This window comes from Saccharothrix xinjiangensis (assembly GCF_039527585.1).
GTDB lineage: Bacteria > Actinomycetota > Actinomycetes > Mycobacteriales > Pseudonocardiaceae > Actinosynnema > Actinosynnema xinjiangensis.
The window spans coordinates 262839-282388 of sequence record NZ_BAAAKE010000006.1; the positions used below are offsets into that span (position 1 = coordinate 262839).

A 19550-nucleotide genomic window follows, 5' to 3' on the forward strand; every position below is an offset into this window, starting at 1 on the left:
CGCTCCCGGACGACGGGCGCGCAGTCGCAGTCGCAGTCGCAGTCGCCGCGATCATCCCGTGAGGACCGTCGCCGCGCGCGCTCAGTACGCGGCGTGGCCCGAGACCGCGTTGATGTTCCAGATGCCGAAGTAGAACTGGGTGTTGTCCTTGACCTTGGTCGCGACCACCGTCCACTTGCCGGTTTCGGCCCACTTGGTGCTGTTGCAGGCGTTGGTGGCCTTGAAGCAGACCCTGACCTCCGCGGACGTGTTCAACCTGATGTTGATGTCGGTGCACGCGGACGTGGTGGTGAGCCAACCGCTGGTGGGCCAGACCTGACCACCGGCCGGTTTGGAGAAGGATTTCTGCGTGTCGTAGCAGGCCATCACCGCAGGATCGCCCGGTGCCGTCGTCGCGTTCGCGGGCGCGGCCCCCGCGATGAGCGTGCCGAGGGTGAGCAGGACCGACGCGGCGGCGGTGGCCGCCCTGGTGTTCTTCATCGCGAATCTCCCCGATGCCTCGTGGTGTTGCCGGAAGCGTGGATCCAGTGTCGCGTCCGGAATCCAGGTCCGGCCCGAGTGCGCCGGATCGGCTGACCACGTTCGGTACCAGGGCGGTGGTGGTGGACGGCGGGCGTGGGGCGGCTCCGGGGTGTTGATCACGTGGCGTGACACCGACTGTCTGCCGGTTACCCCCGACGGCGTGACCACGACCGGCTGTGGGGTCGCTCAGGCTTCCAGAAGGTGACGTCCGGGAAGCCGGCGAGCGGGCCGATCGCCTTCGATGAGCAGGTGCGGGTCGAAAGCCGGTGTGCTCGCGGCCCGCACGGCGACCGGTCCGGGACACCGGTCCGCCACGCCTGTCCGGGCCGGGTCAGTCGGGGTCGGTGAGGGCGGTGGCGGGGTCGTGGTGCGGGGCGCCGGTGGGCCACCAGCGGCCGTCCGGGCGCCGCCGGTAGGGGTACCAGCGGCCGTCGGGGCCGTAGCGGAGTTGGCGGTCGCGCACGGTCCAGCGGTTGCGCCGCACGACCGGTTCGGGCAGTTCCCGGCCGCGCCAGGTGGCGCGGGCGCGGTTGGTGTCGGCTTCGGGCGGGGTCCAGGGCTGGTCGAGGACCCGCAGGGCGGTGCGGCCGCCCTGCCGCCAGGCGTGGACGGCGCGGGGGTCGGCGTGGAGCCGGTCGCGCAGTTCGGGGTGGGCTGCGGCGAGGCGGACGTGGTCCTGGCGGTCGTCGTCGGCGGGCCAGTCGCCGGTGGCGAGCAGGGCGCGGGCCTTGGCGGCGGCGTCGGCGACCAGCAGCCGCAGCACCGCGACGTCGAGGCCAGCGACCGGGTCGAACTCGGGCAGCGGGTCGAGCGCGTCGGGCGAGGGGTTCGGGCAGGCGGGCGGCAGGTCGGGCACAGGCCGGGCGTAGGCGGTGGTGGCGGGCACGCCGGCGGTGGGGCGGGCGCCGGTGACGACCTCGTCCTGGGCTCGGCCGCGCAGCAGGAGCAGCACCCACGGGTCGGCGTCGAGCAGCCAGGCCGCCTGGTGGCACAGGGCGGCGGCGTGGCGGCAGGGCAGTTCCCAGGCGTCGCAGGTGCACTCGGGGTCGAGGTCGCCGATGCCGGGCAGCAGGGGCACGCCCGCGTCGGCGGCGGCGTCGACGAGTTCGCGGGGCATCTCGTGGTCGAGCAGGGCGGCGAGGTGCCCGGCCTTGCGGGAGAGGTGGGCGAGGAAGCGGTCCCACTCGGCGTCGGTGAGCGGGGTGAGCAGCACGCCGGTGTGGTGGACCTCGTCGCCGTCGTGGACGGCGGCGTGCAGGCGGCCGGGGCTGGCGGTGATGGTGCCGACGAGCCCGGCCTGGGCGTACTTGCGGCCCTGGCGCAGGGGCCCGTTGTCGAGCGAGGTGTCCTCCAGGGCCTGGAGCCAGGCGCGGCCCCACCAGGTGAGGGTGCGGCGGGCGCCCTTGGGGAAGGCGGGGAAGCCCTTGACGCGGTCGGTCACGTGCCGCTCCGGAGTTCGACGAGGCCGGCCAGTTCGTCGTCGGTCAGCTCGGTGAGGGCGGCGTCGCCGCGGGCGAGGACGGAGTCGGCGAGGTCGCGCTTGGCGCGCAGCATGGCGGCGATGCGGTCCTCGACGGTGCCCTCGGCGATGAGCCGGTGGACCTGCACGGGCCGGGTCTGGCCGATGCGGTGGGCGCGGTCGGTGGCCTGGTCCTCCACGGCGGGGTTCCACCAGCGGTCGTAGTGCACGACGTGGTCGGCGCGGGTGAGGTTCAGGCCGGTGCCCGCGGCTTTGAGCGAGAGCAGGAACACGGGGACCTGGCCGTCCTGGAAGCGGTGGACCAGGGTTTCGCGCTCGGGCACGGGGGTGCCGCCGTGCAGCAGGGCGGTGGTGACGCCCCGGTCGGTGAGGTGGCGGCGCAGCAGGCGGGCCATGGCGACGTACTGGGTGAACACGAGCACGGCGCCGTCCTCGGCGAGGATGGTGTCGAGCAGCTCGTCGAGCAGTTCCAGCTTGCCCGACCGGCCCGCGAGCTCCGGCCGCGGTTCCTTGAGGTACTGGGCGGGGTGGTTGCAGACCTGTTTGAGGGCGGTGAGGAGCTTGACGACGCGGCCGCGGCGGGTGATGCCGTCGGCGTTGCGGATCTCCTCCATCAGCTCGCGCACGACGGCCTCGTAGAGGGCGGCCTGTTCGCGGGTGAGGGCGACGGGCCGGTCGGTCTCGGTCTTGGCGGGCAGTTCGGGGGCGATGCCGGGGTCGGTCTTGCGGCGGCGCAGCAGGAAGGGGCGCACGAGGCGGGCGAAGCGCTCGGCGGTGGCGTGGTCGTGGTCGACCTCGACGGGTCTGGCCCAGCGCGCCTTGAAGCGGGGCAGGTCGCCGAGCAGGCCGGAGGTGGTCCAGTCGAGGATCGCCCACAGCTCGGTCAGGGAGTTCTCCACCGGGGTGCCGGTCAGGGCGACGCGGGCGCGGGCGGGGATGCGGCGCAGGGCCTTGGCGGTGTCGGAGGCGGGGTTCTTGACGTGCTGGGCCTCGTCGGCGACGACCAGTCCCCAGTGGGCTTCGGCGAGGCGGTCGGCGTCCAGGCGCATGGTGCCGTAGGTGGTGAGGACGAAACCGGCGGTGGTGCTGCCGCCCGGGGTGTCGGTGTCCCGGTTCGGCAGGGTGCGGCCTGCGCCGTGGTAGCGGTGCACGGGGGTGCCGGGGGCGAAGCGCTCGATCTCGCGCTGCCAGTTGCCCAGCAGGGACGCCGGGCACACCACGAGGGTGGGGCCCGCCGTGCCGTCGGTGTCGGGGGTTTCGGGGTTCCGGGTGGTGTTGCGGTGCAGGTGCAGGGCGATGAGGGTGATGGTCTTGCCCAGGCCCATGTCGTCGGCCAGGCACGCGCCCAGGCCGAGCGAGGTCATGCGGTCGAGCCAGCGCAGGCCGCGCAGCTGGTAGTCGCGCAGGTCGGCGCGCAGGCCGGGTGGCGGGTCGGCGGGTTCGGCGTCGGGCCGCGCGAGGCGTTGCCGGAGCCGGTCGAGCGGGCCGGTGGCGGTGACCTCGACCTCGGCGCCGTCGATCTCGGCGGTGCCGGTGAGGGCCGCGCCGAGGGCTTGGACGGCGGTGAGGGGTTTGAGGGCGCGTTCGCGGGCGCGGCGGGCCAGTTCGGGGTCGACGAGGGTCCAGCGGTCGCGCAGCCGCACCACGGGGCGGGTGGCTTCGGCGAGCCGGTCGAGTTCGTCGGGGGTCAGCGGGTCGCCGCCGAGGGCGAGCTGCCAGTTGACGGCGGTGAGCTGGTCGGGGCCGAAGAAGGTGGGCCGGTCGCCGGTGTCGTCGCCGAGGACGACCTTGGCGGTGAGGTCGCGCACGAGGTCGGTGGGCCAGTGCACGTCCACGCCCGCGGAGGCGAGGCGGACGGCGCCGGTGGTGAGCAGCTGCTCGACGTCGGTGTCGGCGAGGGTGGCGCGGTCGGGGACGGGTTGGTCGAGCAGCCGTTCCAGGGGCGACCAGGCGCGGGCGGCGCGGCGCAGGGCGACGGTGGCGTCGGCGCGGGTGGCGCGGCCCGCGCCCGGCCACAGCTCGGCGGCGTCGAGGACCAGGGTGGGGTCGGCGAGGTGGTGGACCTGGAGGACGGCCTGGAACGGGTCCGGGCCCTCGATGCGCACCGACACCCGCACGCCCTGGTGGGCCCATTCGCGCAGGTGGGGGACGTGTTGTGGGGCGGTGGCGGCGAAGGCGGGCGCGCCGGCGGCGGTGGCCGCGGCCGCGCCGCGGGGCATGGTGTCGGCGACGGCGTCGAGGAAGGCCCGCAGGAGCGGTTCGGCGTCGGGCAGTTCCAGGGGGTCGCGGCCGGCGAGGGGGACGGCGCGGGCGTGCGGTGGCATGGCGGCGGCCAGGTCGCGGACGCGGGCGTGGTCGGCGGGGTCCAGGGGGGTGAGCCGCCAGGCGTCGAAGTCGGTGTCGGTGAGGGCGGGCCGCACCCGGCCGCGGGCGACGAGCTGGAGGGCCAGGACGACGGCGGCGCCCCAGAAGGCGGTGGCCGGGTGGACGTCGGGTCGGGCCGGGTCGCCGGCGGCGCGGCGGGCGCGGGTGAGCAGCGGGATCGCTTCGGTCAGGGGCAGGCGCAGGGCGGGCACGGTGCGGCGGCCGCCGTCGGGGGCGGCGACGGTGAGCCGGTCGGCGCCGGGGTGGCCCGACCGGGCCCCGCGGTCCCCGACGTCCTCGTGGTCCGGTGAGGCCGCGTGGCTCCCGTCGTCCTCGTGGTCCGGTGGGGCGTAGAAGGCGATGGTGGACGTGCGTGGCGGGTCGGCCGGTTCGAAGACCGCCGGGTACCGCTCCAACCCGGTGTTCAGCGTTCCCCCTCGCGCCCGGTGGGTTGTTCAAGTTTGAGCTTAGCCCAGCTGCCGGGTTCGCCGGGCGAGTTCGGGTCGCCGGCCATGGGGTAGGCGCCGCCGCGGAGGCGGCCCATCAGGCCCCTGGTCCAGTCCGCGCCGCCCGCGGCGGTGTGCTCCCACAGGCCGTACAGCTCGCGCACGTGGGGCGGGTCGCGCCACGCGTCGGCCTGGTCGCGGGCGGTGTCGCGGCGGGTTTCCAGGGCGGCGAGGCGTTCGCCGAGCAGCGCGAGGGCGTCGTCGCGGGTGAGGGAGGGCAGCAGGGCCAGCCCGGCGGCGAGCGTGTCGGGGCGGGTCTCCGGGCGGCGCAGGGCGTCGCGCAGCAGCCTGCGGTACTCGGTCTCGCCCTTGGCGGTGATCTCGTACTCGGTGCGGCCGGGCGGGGTGGTGCGGTCGGCGAGGCAGCCGTCCCGGGTGAGCTGCTTGAGGGCGTGGTAGATCGAGCCCCACTTGACGTTGGCCCACTCCCCCGCGCCCCAGGACAGCAGGTCGGTGCCGACCAGGTACCCGTGGGCGAGCCCGTGGCCGCGCACCACGCCGAGCACCAGCAGCCGTGTCGCCGACATGATCCCCGTCCCGGGTGTTGGGGTATTCCGGTTTCGCGGACCAGGGTAGATCGCCCAGGATGGGGCCCGTGACGCTCACCGGCCCGGACCCCGGCGGAGGAGGAGTTGGTGTCGTGATCGTGCTGCGGCGGTTGGACGAGGAAGGCCTGGAGCGGCTGCTGGCCCTGGCGGTCGTCGACGCCGACCCGGCCGACGTGATGCCGCCGGGCTGGTCGGTCGACCGCCCCGACGAGTTCCGCGCCTTCTACCGGGGTTTCCTGCGCGACGCCTACGAGGTCGTGGACGGTGGCCGCACGGTCGGCATGGCGCGCCTGACCTCCGGTGGCGAGACCGGTGTGTGGCTGGCCCGCGCCGTCCGGGGCCGCGGGGTGGGGCGGGAGGTCCTGCGGCGGCTGGTCGAGGAGGCGCCGTGCCGCAACGTGCGCGTCCTCGTCGCCGACACCACCACGGGCAACGTCGCCGCGCTGCGCGTCCTGAAAGGGGCCGGCGCGGTCCTGGAGGTGGAGGGCGAGCGGGTCTCGGCGCGCGTCGCGGTGCCGGTCGAGCCGCCCACGGACATCGCCGACCCCGCCGAACTCCTGCACGCCTACCTGGACTTCTACCGCGACGCGGTGCTGCGCAAGGTGGACGGGATGTCGGAGGAGGAGCTGCGCACCAGCAGGTTGCCGACCGGCTGGGCCCCGTTGGCGATGGTCAAGCACCTGGCGCACGTGGAGCTGCGGTGGCTGCGGTGGAGCTTCCGCGGCGAGGAGATCGCCCACCCGCGCGGCAACCCGGCGGTGGAGCGCGCCGAGTGGGTGGTCGAGGACGGCGACACCACCGAGGGCGTCAAGGCCTTCTACCGCGAGCAGTGCGACCGGTCGCGGGCCATCGCCGCCGGGGCGCGCCTGTCGGACCGGGCGGTGCGGTGGGACCTGGAGGAGGTGCCCGCGCCGACGCTGGCGTGGATCCTGTTCCACCTGGTGCAGGAGTACGCCCGCCACACCGGTCACCTGGACGTGGCGCGCGAGCTGAGCGACGGGGTGACCGGCTCGTAGCCCCGGGTGGCCGCGCGGGTTCGGGTGCTCAGGGGTCCAGGTCGGCGAGCCGTTCCCGCGCCCAGGCGGCGATCTCGTAGTCGGGCCACGGCGCCAGCAGTTCCAGGCAGCGCCGGAGGTGGTCGCGGGCTCGGGGGCGGTCGTCCGGTCCGTCCCGGTCGGCGAGGGTGCGACCGAGGTAGAACAGGGTCGTGCCCTCGGCGTGCCGGTCGCCCAGGGCGCGGAACGCCTCCAGGGCCCGCTCGAACTGGGCGACGGCCTCGTCGGGCAGGCCCGCGACGTCATAGCAGTTGCCGAGGCTGGTGCGGGTGAGCGCCTCGCCGTGCAGGTTGCCCACTTCACGGGCCACCTCGGCCGACGCGGTGTAGCAGTCGACGGCCCGGCCGAGGTCGGCCCGGTGGTAGTGGCAGTTGCCGATGTTGGTCAGCGTCGACGCCTCGCCCGGGCGGAAGCCGACCTCGCGGCTGACTTCGAGCACCTCCTCGAACCGGGCCAGCGCGTCGTCGTACCTGCCCTGGCGGAACAGTTCGGTCGCGGTGTTGCTCAGGGCATGGAGGGCGTTCATGGCGGTCGTCACGACGTCGTGCTCGGCAGCCCCGGCCGCCGGTCGCGGCGGGGGCGCCCCCGAACCGACGCGGCTGCCGGGGTCGGCCTGGCGGGCCTGGAGCCGGTTGGACTCCAGCTCGACCGAGACCCAGTCGGCCGCGCCCCGGTCGCCGCCGCGCCGGAACCCGTCGAGCGCTTCGCGCAGGACGTGGTCGGCGCGGTCGAAGTCGCGCATGGCGGAGTGCGCCTTGCCCAGGTAGGCCAGGGAGTAGCCGGTCGCGACGGGGTCGCCGACCGCCCGTCCCGCCTCGACCGCCATCCGGTGGGCGGCCAGCGCCTCGTCCCAGCCGCCGCGCATCTGGAGGTGGACGCCGAGCATGGTGGCGTTGTGGGCCACGTCCGCGTGCAGGCCCCGCGCGGCGGCCTCCCGGAAGGCGGCCACCAGGTTCGGCCGCTCGGCGTCGAACCACGCGAGCATCTCGGGCAGCGGCGCGAACCCCCCGGACGAGGGACCCGGCTCCACCGTGATCAGCTTGTCCGGGAAGGTGTGGACGACCAGGTTGAGCAGCATCCGGTTGTGGTGGGCGAGCAGCCGCCGCAGGGCGGTGGGGTCGGGCTGGTCGCGCAGCCGGTCCTCGGCGTAGAGCCGGATCAGGTCGTGGAAGCGGAACCACCCGCGGGGCTCGGCCGGTTCGACCAGGTGCGCCTGCCGCAGCACGGCCAGGCAGCGCCGCGCCGCGCGCTCGGGCACCTCGGCCAGCGCGGCGGCGGCCCCGGCGGCGATCGTCGGTCCGGGGTTGGCCGCGAGCAGCCGGAACAGGCGCGCGGCCGGCGCCGGTAACCGCTCGTAGGACAGGTCGAGCGCGGCCCGGACCGACCGCGCCCCGGTCTCCAGCTCGGCCAGCCGCTCGCCGCGGTCGGCCAGCGCGCGCACCAGCTCGGCCACCGGCCGGCCGGGATCGCAGGCCAGCAGGCCGCCCGCGATGGCCAGCGCCTGCGGCAGGTGCCCGCACAACGCGGCCAGCTCGTCGGCCGCGCGACCCGCGCCGGCCACCCGGTCGTCACCGTCGCGGGCGACGTCGAGCAGCCGGGCGACGAGGGTGACCGACTCGTCCCCGCTGAGCACGCCCAGCTCCCACCGCCGCGCCGGGGCGAGGTCGCCGAGCGCGTCGCGGCTGGTGACCAGCACCCGGTGCCGCCGGTCGCCGGGCAGCAGCGGCGCCACCCCGGCGGCGGTCCCGGCGTCGTCCAGCACCAGCAGCACCCGGCCGGGGCGTTCGGCCAGCAGCGAGCGGTGCAGGGCCGCGCGGCCCGCGAGGTCGGGCGGCAGGTGCTGCCCGGCCACGCCCAACGCGCGCAGGTGCACCTCCAGCGCGGCCTCCGGCTCCAGCGGGTCCGCCCGCGCGAAACCCCGCAGGTCCTGGAACAGCACACCACCCGGGAACCACCCGGCGGCCACGGCGGCGTGCGCGGCGCGCAGCGCCAGCGCCGTCTTGCCGATGCCCGGCGGACCCACCAGCACGCCGACCGCCGCGGGCGGCTCGACACCCGGGTCCAGGAAACCCGCCAGGTCCGCCAGTTCGGCCGCGCGGCCGGTGAACGCGGCCTCGACCGGCGGCAGACCGGCCAACGCCGACGGCGGGGGCACGTCGGCGCCCAGCACGACCCGGTCGATGCGCCGGGCCTGCACGACCGGCCCCAGCGCCGTGCCCTCGAACCTGTTCACCCCCCTGTTCTACCGCCGACGAGGGGTGCGCGACCAACCCCGGGCCGCGCCCGGCGCTCAACCCCGGGCCGCGCCCGGCCACGTCCCCCCGACGACCGTCGCCGCCAACTCCTCGTCGCCGGTCACCACGGCGTCCAGACCGGCGGCCCGGAACGCCGCGGCGGTGGCGGCCGCCTGGTGCGCCCCGGTCTCGATCAGCAGCCGCCCACCGGGCGCCAGCCACTCCCCCGCGCCGGCCACGACGCGGCGCTGCACGTCCAACCCGTCGGCCCCGCCGTCGAGCGCGACGCGGTTCTCGTGGTCACGCGCCTCCGGCGGCATGTGGGCGATCTCGTCGGTGGGCACGTACGGCGCGTTGACCACGAGCAGGTCAACCCGGCCGCGCAACCGCGCGGGCAGCGCCGCGTACAGGTCGCCCCCGTGCACGCGACCCGGGGGCAGGTTGCGGCGGGCGCAGCGCACCGCGGCCGGGTCCACGTCGGCCGCGTGCACCTCCACCCCCGGCACGCGGTGCGCCACGGCGGCCCCGACCGCCCCGCTGCCGCAGCACAGGTCCACCACCACCGCACCGGGCCCCAACCCAGCCACGGCCCGGTCCACGAGGTGCCCGGTGCGGCGGCGCGGCACGAACACCCCCGGTTCCACGACCACGCGCAACCCGCAGAACTCCGCCCACCCCAGCACCTGCTCCAGCGGCAACCCGCCGACCCGGCTGCCCACCATGGCCTCCAGGTGCGCGAGGTCGCGGGAGTCGTCCAGCAGCAACCGGGCCTCGTCCTCGGCGAACACGCACCCGGCCGCCCGCAACCTCCCCGCGACCTCGTCCAAGAGCGTCACGCGCCCCACCTCAGGCACCTCCCCGGGCGACGGTGGCCTCGACACCGTCGAGCAGCACCGCCAGACCGACCTCGAAGTTCCGCACCGCGTCACGCTCCAGGTAGGGCGCGCACTCGTTGCCCGGCACCGGCGGCGGCGGCTCCTGCCCGAACCACGTCGACAGCGGGAACCGGTCGGCGAAGTCCGGCGACACCTCCTCCAGCAGCGACGACCGCGAGTACCACCACTCGTCGTCACCCAACCCGGTCTCGCGCGCCGCGCTCCTGGCGTCCGCGATCACCGCCGCCGCACCCCGCACGAACTGCACCAACGCCCCCAGCACACCACGCAGCACCGACGCCTCCAAACCCGTCGCCCGCAGGACCCGGACCAGCGTCTCCACCGTGGTGAACTCGTTGGGCCCCAACACCGGCCGCGCCTGCGACACCTGCAACACCCACGGGTGACGCAGGTAGAACTCCCGGCTGTCCCGCGCCCACGCGGTCAACGCCACCCGCCACCCCGAGTCCAGCGGGTAGTCGACCGGCAGCTCACCCAGCACCTTGTCGCACATCAGGTCCACCAACTCGGCCTTGTCCGCCACGTACGTGTACAACGCCATCGCCGTGCGACCCAACCGCTGCCCCACCGCCCGCATCGACACCGCCGCCATGCCGTCCTCGTCGGCCAGCGCGATCGCCGCGTCCACCACCGCGTCCACGTCCAACCCCGGCCGCCGCCCCGACCCCACCGCTCGTCCGGCCGCCCCGGCGCCCGGAGCCCGGTCACGCCACAGCAGCCGCATCGACCGACGGGCGTCACCCTGCCCCGCGAACACCGCCACTTGCCACTCCTTACGGCGTAAAGTACCGTGCCCCAGTCACTGTGCGACACAGTAACCTTACGCCATAAACAAACCAGGGGGAAACAGGCATGGGCACGCTCGCCGACAGCCACGACGTCATCCAAGTCCGCGGCGCACGCGAGAACAACCTCAAGAACATCTCCACCGACATCCCCAAACGCCGACTCACCGTCTTCACCGGCGTCTCCGGCTCCGGCAAGTCCTCCCTGGTCTTCGGCACCATCGCCGCCGAATCCCAACGCCTCATCAACGAGACCTACACCGCGTTCATCCAATCCTTCATGCCCAACCTCGGCCGCCCCGACGTCGACGACCTCCGCAACCTCAGCGCCGCCATCATCGTCGACCAAGAACGCATGGGCGCCAACTCACGCTCCACCGTCGGCACCGCCACCGACGCCCACACCATGCTCCGCATCCTCTTCAGCCGCCTCGGCCAACCCCACGTCGGCACCTCCGGCGCCTTCAGCTTCAACCTCCCCGAAGGCATGTGCCCCCGCTGCGAAGGCCTCGGCCGCACCACCACCACCGACATCGACCAACTCGTCGACCGCACCAAGAGCCTCAACCAGGGCGCCATCACCGTCCCCGGCTTCACCGTCGACAACTGGTACGTCCAGACCTACATCAACTCCGGCTTCTACGACCCCGACAAACCCCTCGCCGACTACACCGACCAAGAATGGGACGCCCTCCTCCACCGCGACACCACCAAGGTCAAGATCGGCAAGACCAACATCACCTACGAAGGCCTCCTGGTCAAGGTCCAACGCCTCTACCTCTCCAAAGACCGCGACTCCATGCAACCCCACGTCCGCAAATTCGTCGACCGCGCCGTCACCTACACCACCTGCCCCGACTGCCACGGCGCCCGACTCAACCAGGCCGCACTCAACTGCAAGATCAACGACCTCACCATCGCCGACTGCTCCGCCCTCCAGATCAGCGACCTCGCCACCTGGACCCACCACATCACCGACCCCGAAGTCGCCCCCGTCCTCACCACCCTCCGCGAACTCCTCGACTCCCTCGTCGACATCGGCCTCGGCTACCTCAGCCTCGACCGCACCTCCTCCACCCTCTCCGGCGGCGAGGCCCAACGCGTCAAGATGGTCCGCCACCTCGGCAGCGCCCTCACCGACGTCACCTACGTCTTCGACGAACCCACCACCGGCCTCCACCCCCACGACATCCAACGCATGAACGACCTCCTCCTCCAACTCCGCGACAAGGGCAACACCGTCCTCGTCGTCGAGCACAAACCCGAAACCATCCACATCGCCGACCACGTCATCGACCTCGGCCCCGGCGCCGGCGCCAACGGCGGCACCATCACCTTCACCGGCTCCGTCACCGACCTCCGCAACTCCGACACCCTCACCGGCCGCCACCTCGACCACCGCGCCCGACTCCGCGACCACCCCCGCACCCCCACCGACCACCTCCCCATCACCGGCGCCAACCTCCACAACCTCCACGACGTCGACGTCGACATCCCCCTCGGCGTCCTCACCGTCGTCACCGGCGTCGCCGGCTCCGGCAAGAGCTCCCTCATCCACGGCTCCCTCGCCACCCGCGACGACGTCGTCACCGTCGACCAATCCCCCATCCGCGGCTCACGACGCTCCAACCCCGCCACCTACACCGGCCTGCTCGACCCCATCCGCACCGCCTTCGCCAAGGCCAACGGCGTCAAACCCGCCCTCTTCAGCGCCAACTCCGAAGGCGCCTGCCCCCACTGCAAGGGCATCGGCCTCGTCTACACCGACCTCGCCATGATGGCCGGCGTCGCCACCACCTGCGAGAAGTGCGAGGGCAAGCGCTACACGCCCCAGGTCCTCGCCTACCAACTCCGGGGCCACAACATCAGCGACGTCCTCGGCATGTCCATCACCGAAGCCCGCGACTTCTTCACCGAGAAGCAGGCCAAGGCCATCCTCGACCGCCTCGTCGACGTCGGCCTCGGCTACCTCGCCCTCGGCCAACCCCTGACCACCCTCTCCGGCGGCGAGCGCCAACGCCTCAAGCTCGCCATCCACATGGCCGAGAAGGCCTCCACCTACGTCCTCGACGAACCCACCACCGGACTCCACCTCGCCGACGTCGACAAGCTCCTCGCCCTGCTCGACCGCCTCGTCGACGCCGGCAACACCGTCATCGTCATCGAACACCACCAGGCCGTCATGGCCCACGCCGACTGGATCATCGACCTCGGCCCCGGCGCCGGCCACGACGGCGGCCGCGTCGTGTTCACCGGCACCCCCGCCCAGCTCGTCGACAGCGCCGACACGCTCACCGCCCGACACCTGCGCGAGTACGTCGGCCGCTGAAAGCCTTGTGGGACACCCCTCTCGCCCGGGTGTCCCACAAGGACGGTCCTGCTCCTGGTCGGTTTTTGCGCTGCTGTTTAGCCTTGGACGTTAATTTTGGTTGACACTGAAGCTATAGATACCGATGAACATCTTCACCGGTCGCGGCCTACGGGGCGGCCTTGCCGTAGCCGAGCGTCGAGATCGTCGTGCCGCCGGTGTCGCGGAGCTTCGCGGTGTCGCCCTGGTCGTTCCAGATCGGGCGGCCCTTCCCGTAGGAGAACCCGCCCCACTGCGGGTGCACCTGGTTGGTGTAGACCCGGATGCGCTGCCCCGGCTGGAGGACCGTGCCGGGCGGGAAGGTGAAGTCCTGCCCCGCGTCGTCCGCGCCGAGCACCCAGTTCGAGATGTTGCCGGGCGCGCTGCCCCGGTTGACGATCTCGACGAACTCGTCGGCCTGGCTGCCCTTGACCTCCCCCTTGTGCCGGACCTGGGTGATCGCGATCTCGGGGCGGCCGGCCTTGGCGAAGATGGCGACCACGTCGGCGCTGTTGGCGCCGTTCTCGGCGCTGATGAACTTGCGGACGACCTGCCCGCCCTGCTTGAAGCCGCTGATGACGACGGCGTACTCCTCACCGTCGACGGTCACGGTCTGCGGCGAGACGAACGAGGGCAGGTCGACCTCGTCCTCGGGGTTGGGGCCGGCGTTGGGGGTCTCGTTGTGGTGGAACCGAAAGCTGAAAGCAGCCTCGGTGCCGTCGTCGAACACGACCGCCACCTGGAGGTCGACGTCGAACTGCGGCGCCGGCATCGCCTGGATCGGGAAGTTCTCGTGGGTGAAGGTGCCGAGGGTGAACTCCGTCCCGTCCAGCCGCACGTCCACCGTGCCGCCGCGGAAGAGGTAGCCGCTCTTGCCGCCACCGACCGGGACGCCCCAGGTGACGTGGTCGGTGCCCAGGCCGGCGAGGTTCGGCGGGGTGGTGCTCATGCTCGGCCAGGTGCCGGATGTCGTCGCGCTGCTCATGGGTGAAGATCATTCAGCGACAGGGGGGTGACCGTTGATACACCGGCTGGGCGAGCGCGTTCACCGCCGATAGCGGGAACCGCCCGGATGAGTCTGCGGCGACCATCGCGGAGCGCTCGCGTCCGGGTGAGGACGGGCCCCCGGACAGCCCAATCGCCGCAGAACTGCGTACTCGTCCCATCGAGTCGCAATGGAGTTCCCCTACGCCGCACGCGGTGCGCCCGTTCGTCGGCCGTGAGTGGGACGGCCGCGCCGGTTCGCCTGTCGGCCCACACCGTACCTGTTGCGTTCAGGCAACACTGAAGTGATGGAGAACAGCGACACGCATTGCCCTCCGATGCGGGTTTCCGCAGGTCGTTAGCCCTGGCGGCCGATTGTCGACCTGTCCGGGGGTCCTCTAACGTCGACGATCACGTCCGCGCGTACGTGTTCGTGAAACTCCGCTCCCCCGGCCCACCCGAGCCGCATCGGGTCTGTCGGAGACCCCGCACGAGGGAGAACCCTGCAATGGGAGACGTTCGCGGATCAAGACGAGCCCTGCTCGCGTTGTGCACCGCCGGCGCCACCGCGCTGGCGCTGACCACCACCGCCGGTCCGGCCTTCGCCGAGGGGCAAGTCCTCGGCGCCGGCAACCCGACCGCCATCCAGGACAGCTACATCGTCGTCTACGACGAGCTGTCCGCCCAGAGCGCCGAGGCGCTCACCGCCGACCTCAGCGCGAAGTACGACGCGAAGGTCGAGTTCACCTACCGGCACGCCCTCAAGGGCTTCGCGGGCACGCTGTCCGAGCGCGCCGCGCGCCGGCTGGCCGCCGAGCCGACCGTGGCCTACGTCCAGCAGAACGCCACGGTCCGGGCGACCGCCACCCAGCCCAACCCCCCGTCGTGGGGGCTGGACCGCAGCGACCAGCGCGACCTGCCGCTGGACTCCGGCTACACCTACCCCAACGATGGCGCGGGCGTCACCGCCTACATCATCGACACCGGCATCCGGACCTCCCACCAGGACTTCGGCGGCCGGGCGTCCTGGGGCACCAACACCACCGGGGACGGCAACAACACCGACTGCAACGGCCACGGCACGCACGTCGCGGGCACGGTCGGCGGCAGCGCCCACGGCGTGGCCAAGGGCGTCACGCTGGTCGCGGTGAAGGTGCTCAACTGCGCCGGCTCCGGTTCGTTCGCCGGTGTCGCCGCGGGCATCGACTGGGTCACCGGCCACCACACCTCCGGCCCGGCCGTGGCCAACATGAGCCTCGGCGCCCAGGGCAGCGACGCCGCCACCGAGAACGCGGTGCGCAACTCCATCGCCGACGGCGTCACCTACGCCCTCGCGTCGGGCAACTCCAACGCCGACGCGTGCAACTTCACCCCGGCGCGGGTGGCCGAGGCGATCACCGTGAACGCGTCGACCAACACCGACGCCCGCGCCTCGTTCTCCAACTGGGGCACCTGCACCGACATCTTCGCGCCCGGCCAGAACATCACCTCGGCCTGGCACACCAACGACAGCGCCACCAACACGATCAGCGGCACGTCGATGGCCTCACCGCACGTCGCGGGCGGCGCGGCGCTGCTGCTGGGCGCCACGCCGTCGTTGACGCCCGCGCAGGTCCAGAGCGCGATGCTCACCAACTCCACCCCGAACAAGATCACCTCGCCGGGAACCGGCTCGCCCAACCGGCTGCTGTTCGTCAACACCGGCGGCGGTCCCGGCCCCGGCGCGCCGGCGATCACCCCGCCCGGCAACCAGACGGGCGGCGTCGGCACGGCCACCAGCCTCCAGCTGAAGGCCACCGGCGGCACGCCGCCCTACACGTGGTCGGCCACCGGCCTGCCGCCCGGCCTGTCCCTCGCACCGGCCACCGGCCTGATCTCCGGCACCCCGACCACCGCGGGCGCCTACACCGTCAACGCGACCGTGACCGACTCGGCGGGCAAGGCCTCCTCGGTCGCGTTCACCTGGACGATCACCCCGGCGGGCGGCTCGTGCTCCGCGCCCGGTGAGAAGGTCGCCAACGGCGGCTTCGAGAGCGGCACCACCGGGTGGTCCAACGCCACCTGGTCGATCGGCACGTGGACCGGGGCCGGGGCGCCGCGCTCCGGCGCGCGCTCGGCGTGGCTCAGCGGCTACGGCTACGCCGACTCCGAGACGCTGTCCCAGACCGTCACCGTCCCGGCCGGGTGCGCCAACACCACGCTGTCGCTGTGGCTGAAGATCAGCACCTCGGAGTACGAGCCCGCGGTGTTCGACACCTTCACCGTCCAGGCGAACGGCACCACCCTGGCCACCTACTCCAACCTCGACCCGTCCGGCTACGCGGTGCGCACGTTCAACCTGGGCGCGTTCGCCGGGCAGAGCGTGACGCTGAGCTTCACCGGCACGGAGGACTGGTCCTACCAGACCTCGTTCGTGCTGGACGACATCTCGGTCAACGCGGCCTGATCAGGTCCGCGCCGGGTCCGCGGGCGTCCTGCCCGCGGACCCGGCGTCCACCGGACCCGGCGCCCGCCGGGGACCACCGACCCGCGCCGACCGCCGGCGGCAGCCTGCGCCGCAGCACGCTCATCGCCCGGTGGGTGCGCGACTTGACGGTGCCGGGCGGGATGTCCAGCTCCGCCGCGGTCTCGGCGACCGAGTCGCCCCGCAGGTGCACGTGCAGCACCACGCTGCGCAGCTCCTCAGGCAGGCCCCGCAGCGCCTCGACCAGGACGAGGTCCGCCACCACGCGGTCGGCGTGGTCGCCCGTCACCGCGGCGGTCGAGCGCACGTCCTCGACCTCCACCGGCCGCCCCTGGCGGGCCCGGACCTGGTCGTAGACGATGTTGCGCACCACCGTCATCAGCCACCGGCGGACGGAACCGCCCTCGGCGAGCAGCTTCTCCGCGTGCCGCCACGTCCGGATCATCGCCTCCTGCACCACGTCCTCCGCGGCGTGGTGGTCGCCGGTCAACCTCCTGGCGTAGGCCAGCACCGCCTGCCCGTACTCCTCGAACACCGAGCTCGTGAACCGGTCTGCCGCCACGTTCGTCGCCATCGCGTTCTCCTTCGGCCCGGACTGCCGCAACGCTAGGAGGGCGAAGTGCACGACTTGTGAACGTCAACGCGGCGGGGGGTCACTACCGCCCAGGAGGTCGGCCAGCTTGGCCCGGAGCCGGTCGGCCCTGGGCAGGCCCAGCTCCTCGAACGCGGTCAGGGACGCCCGCCACTGCTCGACGGCCCGCTCGGCGCGGCCGGCCACCGCCTCGACGTCGCCCAGCCGCTCCCCCGTGTCGGCCACCGCGAAGCGGATGCCCAGCTCCTCGTAGCTGGCCAGGGCCCGGCGGTACTGCTCGGCCGCCTCGTCGAGCCTGCCGAGGTGGAACAGCGCGTTCGCGATGCTGTCCCGCAGGTCCGCCATGCCGTAGCCGTCGTCGGGCCGGGTCAGCGCCAGCCCCTCCAGGCAGTGGGCCAGGGACTCCTCGTGCCGGCCGACCAGCCCCAGGCACCAGCCCACGGCGTTGAGCGCGCGGGCGAGCATGGTCGGGTCGCCGCCGAGGCGTTGCAGGCGCAGGGCTTCCTGGGCGTGCAGCAGGGCCGCGTCGTAGTCGCCCGCGGACTCGTGGAGCCAGCTGATGCCGCGGCGCAACTCGGCGAGCAGCCGCGGTTCCGCCACGCCGTCGAGCGCCACCAGCGCCCGTTCGCTGTGCCCGCACGCCTCGGCGATGCGCCCCAGGTCGGCTTCGGCCCGGGACAGGCCCACCAGCCCGTGGCCCTCGCCGAGCCGGTCGCCGACGAGGCGGGCCGACGCGACGGCCGCCTCGCTGGTGGCCCTCAGGTCGTGCCAGTGGCCGGTGCGGTCCAGGTGGTGCGCCATCGCCCAGGCCAACCGCCAGGCGACGTCGTGCCTGCCGGTCGCGGCCGCCCGCGCCTGGGCCGCCAGGAGGACCTGGTGCTCCGCGGTGAACCACGCCGCCGCCCGCTCGCCGTCGGCGAACCGCAGCGGCCGCACCGCCTCCGCGGGCGGGTCCAGCGGGATCGGCACCCGATCCGGCGAGAGCGCGAGGGCCGCCGCGCACGCCGTGTGCAGGTAGTGCTCCAGCACGGCCCGCACGGCGGCGTCGCGCTCTTCCAGGGTGTCGTGCTCGTGCGCCAGCTCGGCGGCGTAGAGGCGCAGCAGGTCGTGCAGGGCGTAGCGGCCGGGCGCGTGCTCGGTGAGCAGGTGGGCGGCGCACAGCTCGGCGAGCACGCGCCGGGTGCGCGCCGCGGGTTCGCCGAGCAGCGCGGCCACCGCCGCGGCGCCGACGTCGTCGCCGGGTGTCAGCGCGAGCCGCCGGAACAGCCCGGCCGCGGCCGGGCTCAGCGCGTCGTAGGACCAGGAGAACACCGCCCGCACGTCCAGCGCGGCGTCGCCGGTGGACAGCGCGTCCAGGCCGTCGCGGGTCTCCACCAGGTCCTCGGCCAGCGCGGCGAGCGTGAAGGTGGGGCGGGTGGCGGCGCGGGCGGCCACCACGGCCAGCGCCAGCGGCAACCGCGCGCACGCGGTCAGGATCGCGTCCACGACGCGGGTCTCGGCCCCGACCCGCCGCTTGCCCAGCCTGCGGACCAGCACCTCCCGCGCCGCGTCCTCGTCCAGGACGTCCAGCCGCACCGCGAAGGCGTTGTCCGTGGCGACCAGGCCGGCCAGGTCGTCCCGGCTGGTCACCACGGTCAGGCACCCCGGGCCGGGCAGCAGCGGCCGGACCTGCTCGGCGTCGCGGGCGTTGTCCAGCAGCACCAGCGCGCGGCGGCCGGCGAGCAGGCTGCGGAACAGCGCCGCCCGCGCCTGCTCCCCGTCGGGCACGTCGGCGGGCCGCACGCCCAGCGCGTGCAGGAAGTCGTGCAGCTGCACGGCCGGCGCCACCGCCTGCCCGGCGGGGTGGAAACCGCGCAGGTTGGCGTAGAGCAGGCCGTCGGGGTGGTGCTGGGCGAGCTGGTGGGCCAGGTGCACCGCCAGGGTCGTCTTGCCGACGCCCGCCATGCCGGTGACCACGAGCAGCCCGGCGCCCTCGGCCGCGGCCTCCGACAGCGCCTCGACCTCGTCCTCCCGGCCGACGAACGCGTCGAGCGCGCGCGGCAGCTGGGCCGGCCGGACCACGGGCGCGGCGGGCGGCGCGCCCGCCGGGGCGAGCACCGACCGGTGCGCCGCCCGCAGCGCCTCACCGGGGTCGAGCCCCAGCTCGTCGGCGAGCCTGGCGCGCGAGGACTCGTAGACCTCGATCGCCTCGGCCTGCGCCCCGGTGGCGGCCAGCGCCAGCATCAGGTCCGCGTGCAGCGCCTCGTCGAGCGGGTGCCCGTGCGCGACCAGCCTGAGCGCGGGCAGCACCGCGCCCGGTTCGCCGCACTCGAACGCGAGCCGCACCGCCAGCCGCACCGCGGCCACGCGCTCGTGCTCGACCGCCACGAACCGCGCGCCCGACCGGATCTCCTCCACGACACCCGCGGCCACCGGCCCTTGCCACAGGTCCAGCGCGTCGAGCAGCGACGCGAGCCCGTCGCGCGGGCCCTGCTCCCCCGCCCGGCGCACCAGCTCGCGGAACCGCAGCAGGTCCAGGCTGCCGGCGTCGACCACGGGCTGGTAGCCGCCCGGGGCCGGGAGCAGCCAGCCGCCGGTGGCGCGGCGCGGCAGGTCCGGTTCGATGACCCGGCGCAGCGCGCCGACGTACCGGTGCACGACGTTGGCCGCGCTGGGCGGCGGGTTGTCCGGCCACAGCGCGTCCACGATGTCGGCCATCGGCACGGCCCGGCCACCGGCCACGAGCAGCAGCGCCAGCACGGCTTGCTGCTGGGGCGGTCCGAGCGGCACCTCG

At 73.9% G+C, this 19550-nt stretch carries 13 protein-coding genes; 3 read left to right on the top strand and 10 right to left on the bottom strand.

Features of this window, described 5'->3' with window-relative positions; translation table 11 throughout:
• Nucleotides 1-81: 81 nt before the first annotated feature.
• The 4 genes from ABD223_RS16660 to ABD223_RS16675 form a co-directional block, all read right to left on the bottom strand.
• Entirely contained in the window at nt 82-480 is a 399-nt protein-coding gene (locus ABD223_RS16660) for a hypothetical protein (RefSeq protein WP_344037152.1), read from the bottom strand.
• 373 nt (nt 481-853) lie between these two features.
• Nucleotides 854-1963, bottom strand: coding sequence for an SWIM zinc finger family protein (locus ABD223_RS16665; RefSeq protein ID WP_344037153.1), 1110 nt, complete (start codon nt 1961-1963; stop codon nt 854-856).
• Complete coding sequence (locus tag ABD223_RS16670) at nt 1960-4782, bottom strand: DEAD/DEAH box helicase (RefSeq protein ID WP_380647616.1); 2823 nt, start codon at nt 4780-4782, stop codon at nt 1960-1962. Before ABD223_RS16670 ends, ABD223_RS16665 begins: the two co-directional genes overlap by 4 nt.
• Nucleotides 4783-4790: 8 nt before the next feature.
• Nucleotides 4791-5399, bottom strand: coding sequence for a PadR family transcriptional regulator (locus ABD223_RS16675; RefSeq protein WP_344037154.1), 609 nt, complete (start codon nt 5397-5399; stop codon nt 4791-4793).
• Nucleotides 5400-5467: 68 nt separating this feature from the next.
• Here ABD223_RS16675 and ABD223_RS16680 point away from each other — a divergent pair, with 68 nt between their 5' ends.
• Nucleotides 5468-6436, top strand: coding sequence for a GNAT family N-acetyltransferase (locus ABD223_RS16680; RefSeq protein WP_344037155.1), 969 nt, complete (start codon nt 5468-5470; stop codon nt 6434-6436).
• A 28-nt stretch (nt 6437-6464) separates the two neighbouring features.
• Here the strand turns inward: ABD223_RS16680 and ABD223_RS16685 are convergent, their stop codons facing one another.
• The 3 genes from ABD223_RS16685 to ABD223_RS16695 are packed head-to-tail and all read right to left on the bottom strand — an operon-like array spanning nt 6465 to nt 10368.
• Nucleotides 6465-8708 carry a tetratricopeptide repeat protein gene (locus tag ABD223_RS16685; protein WP_344037156.1) on the bottom strand — a complete coding sequence of 748 codons (2244 nt, stop codon included), beginning with the start codon at nt 8706-8708 and terminating at the stop codon, nt 6465-6467.
• 57 nt (nt 8709-8765) lie between these two features.
• Entirely contained in the window at nt 8766-9545 is a 780-nt protein-coding gene (locus ABD223_RS16690; protein ID WP_344037157.1) for a putative protein N(5)-glutamine methyltransferase, read from the bottom strand.
• A 10-nt stretch (nt 9546-9555) separates the two neighbouring features.
• The gene (locus tag ABD223_RS16695; protein ID WP_344037158.1) at nt 9556-10368 is read right to left on the bottom strand and encodes a TetR/AcrR family transcriptional regulator; all 813 of its coding nucleotides are present in this window, start codon (nt 10366-10368) and stop codon (nt 9556-9558) included.
• 89 nt (nt 10369-10457) lie between these two features.
• On the opposite strand from ABD223_RS16695, the gene ABD223_RS16700 reads away from it, so the two are divergent.
• The gene (locus ABD223_RS16700) at nt 10458-12719 is read left to right on the top strand and encodes an ATP-binding cassette domain-containing protein (RefSeq protein ID WP_344037159.1); all 2262 of its coding nucleotides are present in this window, start codon (nt 10458-10460) and stop codon (nt 12717-12719) included.
• Between the two features lie 148 nt (nt 12720-12867).
• On the opposite strand, the gene ABD223_RS16705 is transcribed toward ABD223_RS16700, so the two are convergent.
• Nucleotides 12868-13722, bottom strand: coding sequence for a lamin tail domain-containing protein (locus ABD223_RS16705; protein WP_344037160.1), 855 nt, complete (start codon nt 13720-13722; stop codon nt 12868-12870).
• Between the two features lie 507 nt (nt 13723-14229).
• Between ABD223_RS16705 and ABD223_RS16710 the strand changes: the two genes are divergently transcribed.
• Nucleotides 14230-16167 carry a S8 family peptidase gene (locus tag ABD223_RS16710; RefSeq protein ID WP_344037161.1) on the top strand — a complete coding sequence of 646 codons (1938 nt, stop codon included), beginning with the start codon at nt 14230-14232 and terminating at the stop codon, nt 16165-16167.
• Here the strand turns inward: ABD223_RS16710 and ABD223_RS16715 are convergent.
• Both ABD223_RS16715 and ABD223_RS16720 read right to left on the bottom strand, forming a co-directional pair.
• Nucleotides 16154-16759 carry a sigma-70 family RNA polymerase sigma factor gene (locus ABD223_RS16715; protein WP_344037162.1) on the bottom strand — a complete coding sequence of 202 codons (606 nt, stop codon included), beginning with the start codon at nt 16757-16759 and terminating at the stop codon, nt 16154-16156. The two genes, ABD223_RS16710 and ABD223_RS16715, sit on opposite strands and share 14 nt — an antisense overlap.
• A gap of 63 nt (nt 16760-16822) precedes the next feature.
• Complete coding sequence (locus tag ABD223_RS16720) at nt 16823-19546, bottom strand: AfsR/SARP family transcriptional regulator (protein WP_344037163.1); 2724 nt, start codon at nt 19544-19546, stop codon at nt 16823-16825.
• Nucleotides 19547-19550: the final 4 nt, after the last annotated feature.